Raw genomic sequence first — 11,314 nt, forward strand, 5'->3', positions numbered from 1 at the left:
CGGACGCGACCCAGGGCGCGGCGGGGCACGCCCCGGGGTGGGCTGGCTCATGGCCTGAGGCGCGACCGGGCTGTGGGCTGAGGCATGACTGGGTGCGTGCTGGGTTGTGGGCTGGGCGCGATGGGTGCGTGCCGGGCTGTGGGTTGAGGCGCGACTGTGCTGGGGCTGGGGCGCGACTGGGCTGTGACCTGGGTGCGTGCTGGGCTGTGGGCTGAGGTGCGCTGGAGCTGTGGCCTGGGGAGGGGCGAACCTGAGGTGTGGCGCGGGCGGGTTCGCCGGGCGGCGAGGGGTCAGGGTTTGAGTCCGACGCCCACGTACCACCATTCCCCGCCCGCCAGCTCCCTCTCCCAAGCCTCCTCCGGCCGCCAAGCATCCACATGCGTCACCCCCGGCTCCACCACCTCGAACCCCGAGAACATCCGGGCCACCGCCGCATGCCCCCGGTGGATCAGGGGCGCGTCCGCGTCGTCGTACACCTCGCGCGCAGCCTTGCCCACCTCCGGGTGGGCGTCGTCGGTGAGGTGGGAGACGACGAGCGCGCTGCCGGGCGCGAGCCGCTCGCGGAAGGCGGCCACCACCCCCCACGGGTCCTCGGCGTCCGTGAGGCAGTGCAGCACGCCGAGGAACACCACGCCCACGGGCCGGCTGAAGTCGATGAGCTTCGTGGTCTCCGGGGCGTCGAGGATGGAGGCGGGGTCGCGGATGTCGGCGTGCACGATGGTGATGTTCGTGTCGGTGCCCGCGAGGAGGGCGCGGGCGTGAACGATCACCACGGGGTCGTAGTCGACGTAGACGACGTGCGCGTCCTGGTGGATCTCGCGGGCGACCTCGTGCACGTTGTTCTGGTTGGGCAGGCCGGTGCCGAGGTCGATGAACTGGTCGATGCCGAGGCCGGCGACGTGGCGGACGGCCCTGCCCAGGAACCGCCGGTTGGCCAGGCAGATCTCCCGGCTGGGCCCCAATGCCATGATCTTCTCGGCGGCCTCGCGGTCGGCCGCGAAGTTGTCCTTGCCGCCGAGGTAGTAGTCGTACATGCGCGCGGCGTTCGGGATGCGGGGGTTGATGCCCTTCGGTACGCGCGGGGGGTTGGTCATCTGGGCCCTTCGGGATCCGCGAAAACGGTTGGAACAGATCGTAACGCCGTCGTGACAACTTTGTGGATCATTCCTGTCAAAAGCGCCGCCGCCTGAGCGAGTGATCAAGGCTGACCGCCCCGAGGATCAGCAGCCCTTCGACGATCGGGCGGTAGGTGGTGTTCCAGCCGAGCAGGTTGAAGCCGTTCCCGATGAGGGTCAGGATCAGCACGCCCACCAGGCCGCGCCACACCGCGCCCTGCCCGCCGAGGATGCTCGTCCCGCCGATCACGGTCGCCGCGATGGCGGTCAGCTCCAGCAGCGTCCCCATGTCCGGCTGCGCCGAGCCGCCCCGCGCGGCGAGCACCAGCCCGGCCAGGGCGGCGCAGACGCCGCTGATCACGAACACGCCCACGCGGACGGTGCGCACGCCGATCCCGGACAGCCAGGCCGCCGTGGGGTTGCCGCCGACCGCGTACACCCGGCGGCCGAACGTGGTGCGCGACAGCAGCACCGAGGTGACGACGGCGACCGCGACCAGCAGCAGCGAGGCGGCCGTGACGCCGCCCAGCACGGTCGGCCAGCTCAGCGACTGGAAGGCCGCCAAGTGCTCGGGGCCGGGGTAGACGATCGCGCCGCCGGTGATGACCAGCGCCACGCCCCGGTGCACCAGGCCGAGCGCGAGCGTGACGATGAACGAGTGCACCCGCGACAGCACCACGACCACGCCGTTGACCGTGCCGAGCAGGGCTCCGGTGGCCAGGGCCGCCGCGTACCCGGCGGGGACTCCGGCGTGCCGGGTGACGACCACGGCGACGATGGCGCTCACGGCGAGCACCGCGCCCGCCGACAGGTCGAACACGCCGCAGATCACGCACAGCGTCATCCCGCACGCCAGCAGCCCCACCACCACCGCCTGGTCGAGGAGGTTGACCAGGTTCCCCGGCGTCAGGAACGTGTCCGTGGCCAGCGAGAGCAGCACCACCAGGGCCGCGACCCCGGCGAGGATGCCGTGGTCGCGGGTCATTCGTCGTATTCGCCGCTCACCTGGGCCAGCGCGTCCTTGGTGCCCATGCTGGTGGCGGGCGGGACGTCCGTCATCACGTTCGTGGCGGGCACGTTCTTGCCGAGCGCCTTGGCCAGGCCCAGCTCGGCGGCCTTGGCGCCGAGGGTCTTGACCGGCAGGTAGTACGCGCCGAACCAGCGGCCCTGTTGCACCGCCTCGACGGTCTGGCGGGAGGCGCCGTTGGCGACGTACAGGATGTCCTTGCCCTTGGCCACGGCCTCCGCGCCGAGCACCGCCTGGGAGGAGCCGATGACCACGTCGATGCCGGGATCCTTCTGCAGGATGTCCTGCATGGCCTTGCGCCCGCTCTCCTGCGTGTAGCCGCCCTCGACCCGGGCCTTGACCCGCACGCCGGGCGCGGACTCCAGCACGCCGACGGCCGCCTGGGTGCGGGCGTTGTCGAGGGGCAGCGCCTTCAGGCCCTCCAGGTAGGCGACCTCGCACGGGCTGAGCTTCCTGCTCTGACAGGCTTGGATCGCCAGCCTGCCGAGGCCCTCGCCGTTCAGCGTCGGCACGTCGATGAGCGTGATCGTGCCGTCCACCTGCGGCTCGGCGGTGTCGTACCGGGTGCCGACAGGGGTGAACTGCACGACGACGGAGATCCCCGCCCGCACGGCCGACTGGATCGCGGGCACCACGGCCGCCCCGTCGTTGGCCTGCACGACGAACACGTCGAACCGTTTGGCCGTCACCGCGTCCTGGAGCTGCTGCACCTGGGCCTGGGCGTCGAAGTTCGGATCGAGGAACTCGGCCGTGGCGCCGTTGGCCCTCGCGTGCTCCTCGACCCCGGCGAACGTGGCCGCCGAGAAGGAGTTCGCCTTGGCGAAGCCGAAGAAGCCGATGCGTTTGGCCTCTCCGGAGGAGGAGGTGGGGGCGGTGGTGGCGCCGCCCTGTTGCTCAGCCGGGTTGACGCAGCCGGCGGCGAGCAGGGCCACCAGTGCCAGGGCCGGTAAGGCAGTCCGTGGTGCGACCATCGAGGTCTCCATTCGCGTCGTCGGCGACTCGCCCGGGACTGCTGGTGATCATAGAGCCACGCGGCGAAGGGAGACCACGGATCGTCAGACGGGCTCGTTGCCCGGCTTCCACTTGATGCCGCACCCGAGCGACGGGTTCTGCTGCTCGGGCACCGGCCCGCCGTCCAGCAGGGCGTCGATGGCGGCACGCAGCGACGAGCCGGTCACCGGCACGTCGTTGCCCGGCCGCGCGCCGTCGAACTCGCCCCGGTAGACGAGCTGGAACTGCGCGTCGTACAGGAAGAAGTCGGGCGTGCAGGCGGCGCGGTAGGCCTTGGCGACGTCCTGGGTGTCGTCCAGCAGGTACGGGAAGCCGAACCCGGCCCTGCGGGCCTGCTCCGCGAGGTGTGTGGGGTCGTCATCGGGGTAGTTCACGCTGTCGTTGCTGCAGATGGCGACGATCGACAGCCGCGCGCCGTAGTCCCTCGCCAAGGTGGCGAGACCGGATTCGATGTGCCGCACGTACGGGCAGTGATTCGAAAGGAAGATCACGAGAGTGGCGGGAGAGTCCTTGAGATCTTCCAGCGATACGCTGCCGCCGTCGATGGCGGTCAGGTCGAACGAGGGCGCGGGTGTGCCGAGCGGAACCATGAACGAGTTGGCAGCCATGACATCCATTGTCGCGTGAGAGAGGCGGATATCGATGGGCGGCATCGCCGAGTTCAGGACCGTCGTGCTGGACTGCCCGGATCCCCAGGGGCTGGCGGAGTTCTACTCCCAGCTCCTGGGCTGGCCGGTCACCTCGGTCGAGGACGACTGGGTGGTGGTGAGCGACGGGGGCGCGCCCAAGCGGCTGGCCTTCCAGCTCGCGCCGGACCACCAGCCACCCGCGTGGCCGAGCCCCGACAGGCCGCAGCAGTTCCATCTCGACCTCACCGTCACGGACCTGGACGAGGCCGAGCGGCAGGTGCTGAAGATCGGCGCCACCAAGCACGATCATCAGCCCAGTGAGGAAGACGACTTCCGGGTGTACCTCGATCCGGCGGGGCATCCGTTCTGCCTCTGCCGGTAACAGGGAGGCTCCCGTTGCGGCGGCCCGGGCCCGGGCGATAGGGGACTGCTCCTGGGGCGGGGCGCCGCAACGGGGTCGTGCTCAGCGGGCGGCTCTGGCCAGGAGCTCCACCGCCTTCGTGAGGTCGCCGGACGCCAGCTCGTGATCGGCCGACGCCTGCAGATCGGGCCGCTCGCCACCGCTCTGAGCGACGTCCCTGGCCACCGAGACGACGGCGTCGCCCACCGCGTACGAGTCGCTTCTCGACCGTTCGAGCAGCGCCGCGGCGGCGCCCACCGCGCCCAGCACCACCCGCGCGTCGCGGACCGACCCGTCGGCGTGCCAGTTGCGCCCCGCCAGGGCGGCCGTCAGCGTCACGGCGGCGGCCCTGGACGGGCCGTCACCGCGGGCCAGCTCGTCCCGCGCCGCCTTGAGCCGGTCGCGGGCGCGATCGGTGCGCAGCCCCCACCCGTACGGGAACAGCGGCTCGTACGTCGCGTCCCCCACGTTGATCGGGATCTGCTCCACGGAGCGGAACCAGGTGAACGGCAGCCGCCCGGTGTACGGCACGGCCCCGAACAGCGGATCGGCCACCCCGTCGCCCTCGGTGCCCGGCAGCCAGGACGCCACCACGGCCTCCACCCCCGACAGGTCGCCCAGCAGCATCGGCCGCCCGGAGACCACCAGGACCACGCACTTCAGCGCCCCGCACACCCGGTCCACGGCGGCCCGGTCGGCGGCCGTCAGGTCCAGGGTGCGCCCGGCGCGGCCGACGTCGCCCTGCCCCTCGGCGTACGGCGTCTCGCCCACGACCACCACGCCCACGTCGTGCCCGGCCAGGTCGGCCGAGGCGTCGCGGGAGTAGGTCACGGACGAGGCTCGTGAGCGGATCGCCTGCACGACGGTGGTGCCCGGCGTGATCGGCCCCGAGGAGCCCTGCCAGCTGATCGTCCAGCCGCCGGACTGGTTGCCGATGTCGTCGGCGTTCGAGCCCGCCACGTACACCTTGGCGTCGCGGCGCAGCGGCAGCAGCCCGCCGTCGTTCTTCAGCAGCACCTGCGACTTGGCGGCGGCGGCGCGGGCGACCGCGCGGTGCGCCGCCGAGCCGACGGCGCCGATGCGGGAGCGGTCGGCGTACGGGCGCTCGAACAGCCCCAGCCGGAACTTCTGCGTCAGGATCCTGGACACGGCGTCGTCCACCCGCGCCATCGGCACCCGCCCGGCCTCGACCTCGGCCTTGAGCGTGCTGGTGAACTGCGGGTACGCGTACGGCACCATGATCATGTCCAGCCCGGCGTTGACGGACGTGCGCACGTCGCTCGGGTAGTCGCCGGGGATCTGGTCGATGGCCTGCCAGTCGCTGATCACGAACCCGCCGAACCCGAGCCGGCCCTTCAGCGTGCCGTTGATCAGCTCGTCGTGCGCGTGCATCTTCAGCGGCCCGTCACCGAAATCCACGCTGGAGAACGACGGCATCACGGTGGCCACGCCGCGCCTGACCGCCTCCTCGAACGGCTTCAGGTGGATCCTGTCCAGCTCCTGCCTGCTGACCTGGGTGACGCCCTGGTCGATCGTGTAGTCGCCGGAGGCCGACGAGCCGTACGCGGTGCCGCCGTCGCCGACGTAGTGCTTGGCGGTGGCCAGCACCCCGTTGTCCTGCAGCCCGTCGATGACCGTGGCCATCCGGCTGACCAGCGCCGGGTCCTCCCCGAACGACTCGTACGCCCGCCCCCAGCGGTCGTCGCGCGACACGCACAGGCACGGCGCGAAGTTCCACGGGATGCCGGTGGCCCTGACCTCCCTGGCCGTGATCCTGCCCGCCTGCTCGACCAAGGCGGGGTCGCGGGCGGCGCCGAGGCCGGCGTTGTGCGGGAAGATCGTCGCGCCGACGACGTTGTTGTGGCCGTGCACCGCGTCCACGCCGTAGATCAGCGGCACCTGGAGGCGGGTCTGCCTGGTCTGGAGCTGGAAGGCGTCGATCATGTCGGCCCACGCCTCGGGCGTGTTCGGCGACGGCGCCGAGCCGCCGCCCGACAGCAGGGAGCCGAGCACGTACGTGGCGATGTCGCTCTGCTTGGCCAGCGCGCCGCGCTCGGCCTGCGTCATCTGGCCGATCTTCTCGTCCGTCGTCATGCGGCCCAGCAGGTCGGCGACGCGCTCCCTGACGGGCTTGCGGGCGTTCAGGTACGGCAGGCCGTGCGCGTTGATCACGACGACCGGCGGTTCGGCCGGCGGCCTGGTGCCCGCGCCCGACAGCTCGATCGGGATGGTCTCGGCCGCCTCGGCCCGGTCGTCGCGCAGCGTCCTGACCGTGAACGTCCTGGTGGAGCCGGAGGCCGTGCCCGCGGGGAAGGTGAGCGTGCCCTGGACGGCCGTGTAGTCGGCGCCGGGGGTCGCGGTGCCGGTGCCGGTCCGGTAGTCCACGTTCAGGTCGGCGGTGAGCGGCGCGCCGCCGGAGGTGGTGATCGTGACGCCCACCTCGGCCTGGCCTTTCTCGTCCACGGGGTGGACCGGCGCGTCCGCCGACAGCCGCACGGGGCGGGGCGGCGCGGTGCCGTAGAGCTGGACGTCGTCCCAGAGCAGCGTGCCTTGGGCGGTGGGCAGGCGCATGCCGTACCCCCACATGGCGACCAGGTCCAGCTCGCCGTCCGTCGGCGCGCCGCCGGGCTGGTAGTCGGTGCGGCGGGTGAAGCCGGCGAACGGCACCGCGATCTGCCGCCAGCCGGCCGTGTCGTCGGTGAACGACGACTCGAACAGCTCCGCGGCGCCGGCGCTGCCGCCGCCGTCCTTGAGCTCGAAGAAGATCTTCTGCCCTGAGGCGGTGCCCTTCACCCAGAAGGAGAAGCCCTCGTACGGGGACCAGTCCTGGGTGGCAGGGAAGTCGTGGGACCAGCCGCCCCACTGGCTGACGGCGTAGACGGACCTGAGCACCCGGTTCGTCGCGGGGGCGTCCGGACGGTCGGCGCCGGGCTCGGTCGTGAGCGCCGGGGTCGAGGCCGCGTCGTTGCCCCAGGCGTACACGCCGGGAGGGACGCCGTCCGACTCGAAGTCGGTGATCGTGAGCGGTGCTGCGGCCGCCGCGGGGGCGGGCTGGGTCAGGAGCAGGGGGGCCAGCAGGGTGATGGCCGCCGCCCATAACGCGCGTCTGAACACGGGACCTCCAGTGGGGGAGAGAGCGCTCTCTCAGAGGAGATCGGTGGCGGGCCGTGATTCATAACAAGGCGGGGGCGGGCGACGTGAAAGAACCGCGCCCCCTCAATGGTGGGCGGCCGACGTGCAAGGGCCGCGCCCGCTCGTATGCGGTCGCGGCCCTGATCACGTTCGCTTACTCGTCCGAGGCAGCGGCCTCGCCGTCGTCCGCGCCCTCGGGCCCGGCGCCGAGAGCGCCGCCCACAGCGCCGATCGTGTGCGTCAGCCGCACCCCGGACCCGTCCCTGCGCCCGATCTCGTCCGGCAGCGGCACGGGCTTGCCCACCGCGGACACCGCCTTGGCGGGCGCCGGGCCGGCCCAGGCCAGCAGCAGCTCGTCCTCGCCCTTCAGGAACCGCTGGGCCCGCACCCCGCCGGTGGCCCGCCCCTTGGCGGGGAACTCGGCGTAGTCGGACAGCTTGCCGCCGCCCACCTGCGTGCCGGGCAGCGCGGTGGAGGAGCCTGCGACGGTGACGACGTGCGCGGGACGCTCGGGATCGACCACCCCGAACCAGATCACCCTGGCCCCGCCGTCGAGCCGGATGCCCGCCATGCCGCCCGCCGGGCGCCCCTGGGGCCGCACGAGGGAGGCGGAGAAACGCAGGAGCTGGGCGTCGGAGGAGATGAACACCAGGTCGTGGGCTTCGGACTCCAGCTCGACCGCGCCCACCACGGTGTCGCCGTCCTTCAGCGTGATCACTTCGAAGTCGTCGCGGTTGGCCGGGTAGTCGGGCACCACCCGCTTGACCACGCCCTGCGCGGTGCCCAGCGCCAGGCCGGGGCCGTCGGGGTCGAGGGAGCCCAGGCCGACCACCTTCTCGTCGGGCTGCAGCGACACGTACTCCGAGACCGGGTGCCCGCCCGACAGCGACGGCGGGTTGGCCGACGGCGGCAGCGTGGGCAGGTCGACGACCTGGACGCGGATCAGCCGGCCCAGCGAGGTGATGACGCCGACCTCGCCGCGCACGGAGGTGCGCACGACGCTGAGCAGCACGTCGTGCGCCGCGCGTTCGCCCTCGCCGGGCAGCGGCGCGGCGTCGGGGGTGCGGGCCAGCAGGCCGGTGGAGGAGAGCATGGCCAGGCACGGGTCGTCGGCCACCTGGAGGTCGACGACGGGGGTGCGGGTGACGCCCGGCGCCTCCAGCAGCACCGTGCGGCGCGGCGTGCCGTACTTCTTGGCCACCTCGGCCAGCTCGCCGGAGACGACCTGGCGGAGCTTGGTCTCGGAGGAGAGGATCTCGGTGAGCTGAGCGATCTCCTCGCTCAGCGTCTCCTTCTCGCGGTCGAGCTCCAGCTTGTCGTAGCGGGTCAGGCGGCGCAGCGGCGTGTCGAGGATGTAGGCGGCCTGGATGTCGGTCAGGTCGAAGACCTCCATCAGGCGGGTGCGCGCCTGGGCGGAGTCGTCGGAGGAACGGATGACCTGGATGACCTCGTCGATGTTGAGCAGCGCGATGATCAGGCCGTCGACCAGGTGCAGGCGCTCCTCGCGCTTGCGGCGCCTGTACTCGGACCTGCGGCGCACGACCTCCAGGCGGTGGTCGACGTAGACCTGCAGCATCTCGCGCAGCCCGAGGGTGCGCGGCTCGCCCTCGACCAGGGCGACGTTGTTGATGCCGAAGGTCTCCTCCATCGGCGTCAGCCGGTAGAGCTCCTCCAGCACGGCCTCGGGGATGAAGCCGTTCTTGATCTCGATGACCAGCCGCAGGCCCTTGTGCCGGTCGGTGAGGTCCTTCAGGTCGGCGATGCCCTGGAGCTTCTTGCTGGTCACCAGCTCCTTGATCTTGGTGACCACGCGCTCGGGGCCGACGTTGTAGGGCAGCTCGGTGACGATGATGCCCTTGCGTCGCGGCGTGATCTGCTCGACCGCGCACTTGGCCCGCATCCGGAACGTGCCGCGGCCCGTCTCGTACGCGTCGCGCACGCCCTGCAGCCCGATGATCGAGCCGCCGGTCGGCAGGTCGGGCCCAGGCACGAACTTCATCAGGTCGTCGAGCGTCGCGTCGGGCTTCTTGATCAGGTGGCGGGCGGCGGCAACGACCTCGACGAGGTTGTGCGGCGCCATGTTGGTGGCCATGCCGACCGCGATGCCGCTGGTGCCGTTGACCAGGAGGTTGGGGAACGCCGACGGCATGACCGTGGGCTCGGTCTCCTGGCCGTCGTAGTTGGGCTTGAAGTCGACGGTGTCCTCGTCGAGCGACTCGACCATGAGCATCGCCGCTGCGGCCAGCCTGGCCTCGGTGTACCGCATGGCGGCGGGCATGTCGTCGGGCGAGCCGAAGTTGCCGTGGCCGTCGACCAGCGGCAGGCGCATGGAGAACGGCTGCGCCAGGCGGACCAGCGCGTCGTAGATGGCGCTGTCGCCATGGGGGTGCAGCTTGCCCATGACGTCGCCGACGACGCGGGACGACTTGACGTGGCCGCGCTCGGGGCGCAGGCCCATCTCGCTCATCGAGTACAGGATGCGCCGCTGCACGGGCTTGAGGCCGTCGCGCGCGTCGGGCAGGGCGCGCTGATAGATCACTGAGTAGGCGTACTCGAGGTAGCTCGCGCGCATCTCGGCGGATACGTCGATGTCGACGATCCGCTCCTCGAAGTCCTCAGGCGGGGGTGCAGTCGTGCGTCGGGCCATCTTGTGCTGCGCGGCTGCCTCGGCCGTCGCGCCGAGGGGAAGCGCATCCTCCTTCTGTTCTCGTGCTGTAACCGTAGCCGTCAGCTCGCTTGCGAAGCGTCAGATCGGCGTGCGAGGCGTCGACGTAACCTGCCCCCGTCGCGGGGATCCGACGTGTGTGCCCCTGGAGATGATGACATGAGCGGGGTCTTGCATGGCATATCCAGGACGACGCTGACGCCACGGTAACGATCTTTCCGCATGCGGTCGACCGGCGCGAGGAGAACGTCATCAGCGGCATCGTACTCGATTTATCGCAGATGTGTTCGAGCGGCGAGCCGGAGCCGTCCTGTCGTCTTGACCAAGCAATTGCTTGGGTCTTACCTTGCATCCAAGGGGATCCCACCTGTTCACCGGAGGCGTCATGATCGAGTTCCATCCCGTGACCAAGCACATCGGCGCCGAGGTCACCGGGGTCGATCTGCGCAAGCCGCTGTCGGAGGACGAGGTCGCGACCCTGCGGACGGGGTGGCTCAAGCACCTCGTGCTGTTCTTCCGCGACCAGCACATCGACGACGACCAGCACCTGCAGTTCGCCCTGAACTTCGGCACGCTCAACCACCCCGCCTTCAAGAAGGACTCCACCAGCCCCATCCACGTCCTCGACCAGACCTCGCCCAAGGGCGAGGGCGGCGACGAGTGGCACAGCGACAACACCTTCGAGCCGACACCGCCCATGGGCTCGCTGCTGCGCTGCATGCAACTGCCCAGCGTGGGCGGCGACACCTGCTGGGCGAACACCTACCTGGCCTACGAGACGCTGTCCAAGCCCATCCAGCGGCTGTGCGACGAGCTGACGGCCGAGCACGACATCACCATGTCGATGAAGAAGGCCATCTCCAAGGGGCACCCGTTCGACCTGGCGGAGATCCAGGCCAAGTGGCCCCCGAGGACCAGGCCCGTGGTGCGCGTGCACGCCGAGACGGGACGTAAGGCGCTGTTCGTCAACCGGGCCTCCACCACGCGGCTCGTGGAGCTGAACGACCGGGAGAACGAGGCGCTGCTGCCGTTCCTGATCGACCACATCCGCTCGCCCGAGTTCCAGCTCCGGCTGCGCTGGCGGCCCGGCACCCTCGCCTTCTGGGACAACCGGCCCACCCAGCACTACGCCGTCGCCGACTACACGGAACGCCGACGGATGCACCGGGTCACGATCAACGCCTTCCCCGAGCACGCCGACAAGTAGCCACCGGGCCAAGCCCCGCCACGCTGACGGCCCACGTCGCGCGCGTAACGGCGGCCGGCCCCGTGAACCGGAGGAGCGTCTCCCTGGACAGGGGCCGGCCACGTGCGGCGGGCGGGGTGAGTGCGGCT

8 protein-coding genes are annotated in these 11,314 nt (G+C 71.2%); 2 read left to right on the forward strand and 6 right to left on the reverse strand.

What is annotated here, in order from left to right:
• Positions 1 to 290: 290 nt before the first annotated feature.
• The 4 genes from ABD331_RS54760 to ABD331_RS54775 all read right to left on the reverse strand — a co-directional run bounded on the left by ABD331_RS54760 (position 291) and on the right by ABD331_RS54775 (position 3,761).
• Entirely contained in the window at positions 291 to 1,094 is an 804-nt protein-coding gene (locus tag ABD331_RS54760; protein ID WP_344494459.1) for an SAM-dependent methyltransferase, read from the reverse strand.
• A 76-nt stretch (positions 1,095 to 1,170) separates the two neighbouring features.
• Positions 1,171 to 2,100 carry an ABC transporter permease gene (locus ABD331_RS54765; RefSeq protein WP_344494461.1) on the reverse strand — a complete coding sequence of 310 codons (930 nt, stop codon included), beginning with the start codon at positions 2,098 to 2,100 and terminating at the stop codon, positions 1,171 to 1,173.
• Complete coding sequence (locus ABD331_RS54770; protein WP_344494463.1) at positions 2,097 to 3,113, reverse strand: sugar ABC transporter substrate-binding protein; 1,017 nt, start codon at positions 3,111 to 3,113, stop codon at positions 2,097 to 2,099. The genes ABD331_RS54765 and ABD331_RS54770 overlap by 4 nt, the downstream gene beginning before the upstream one ends.
• 84 nt (positions 3,114 to 3,197) lie before the next feature.
• Complete coding sequence (locus tag ABD331_RS54775; RefSeq protein WP_344494465.1) at positions 3,198 to 3,761, reverse strand: thioredoxin family protein; 564 nt, start codon at positions 3,759 to 3,761, stop codon at positions 3,198 to 3,200.
• Between the two features lie 34 nt (positions 3,762 to 3,795).
• Between ABD331_RS54775 and ABD331_RS54780 the strand changes: the two genes are divergently transcribed.
• Entirely contained in the window at positions 3,796 to 4,164 is a 369-nt protein-coding gene (locus ABD331_RS54780) for a VOC family protein (protein WP_344494467.1), read from the forward strand.
• Positions 4,165 to 4,245: 81 nt separating this feature from the next.
• Here ABD331_RS54780 and ABD331_RS54785 read toward each other — a convergent pair whose 3' ends face one another.
• Together ABD331_RS54785 and ABD331_RS54790 are read right to left on the reverse strand one after the other, a co-directional pair.
• Positions 4,246 to 7,296, reverse strand: a complete 3,051-nt coding sequence (locus ABD331_RS54785; protein WP_344494469.1) for a glycoside hydrolase family 3 N-terminal domain-containing protein — start codon at positions 7,294 to 7,296, stop codon at positions 4,246 to 4,248.
• 172 nt (positions 7,297 to 7,468) lie between these two features.
• On the reverse strand, positions 7,469 to 9,961 hold the full coding sequence (locus ABD331_RS54790; RefSeq protein WP_344494471.1) for a DNA gyrase/topoisomerase IV subunit A: 2,493 nt from the start codon (positions 9,959 to 9,961) through the stop codon (positions 7,469 to 7,471).
• A gap of 403 nt (positions 9,962 to 10,364) precedes the next feature.
• Here ABD331_RS54790 and ABD331_RS54795 point away from each other — a divergent pair, with 403 nt between their 5' ends.
• Positions 10,365 to 11,186 carry a TauD/TfdA dioxygenase family protein gene (locus ABD331_RS54795; RefSeq protein ID WP_148442305.1) on the forward strand — a complete coding sequence of 274 codons (822 nt, stop codon included), beginning with the start codon at positions 10,365 to 10,367 and terminating at the stop codon, positions 11,184 to 11,186.
• Positions 11,187 to 11,314: the final 128 nt, after the last annotated feature.

It is taken from the genome of Nonomuraea monospora, assembly GCF_039531895.1.
In the GTDB taxonomy this organism is placed as follows: domain Bacteria; phylum Actinomycetota; class Actinomycetes; order Streptosporangiales; family Streptosporangiaceae; genus Nonomuraea; species Nonomuraea monospora.

Coding starts and splice junctions, on each gene's coding strand:
- ABD331_RS54760 (WP_344494459.1), bottom strand. CDS start 1,094: ATGACCAACCCCCCGCGCGTACCGAAGGGCATCAACCCCCGCATCCCG.
- ABD331_RS54765 (WP_344494461.1), bottom strand. CDS start 2,100: ATGACCCGCGACCACGGCATCCTCGCCGGGGTCGCGGCCCTGGTGGTG.
- ABD331_RS54770 (WP_344494463.1), bottom strand. CDS start 3,113: ATGGTCGCACCACGGACTGCCTTACCGGCCCTGGCACTGGTGGCCCTG.
- ABD331_RS54775 (WP_344494465.1), bottom strand. CDS start 3,761: ATGGCTGCCAACTCGTTCATGGTTCCGCTCGGCACACCCGCGCCCTCG.
- ABD331_RS54780 (WP_344494467.1), top strand. CDS start 3,796: ATGGGCGGCATCGCCGAGTTCAGGACCGTCGTGCTGGACTGCCCGGAT.
- ABD331_RS54790 (WP_344494471.1), bottom strand. CDS start 9,961: ATGGCCCGACGCACGACTGCACCCCCGCCTGAGGACTTCGAGGAGCGG.
- ABD331_RS54795 (WP_148442305.1), top strand. CDS start 10,365: ATGATCGAGTTCCATCCCGTGACCAAGCACATCGGCGCCGAGGTCACC.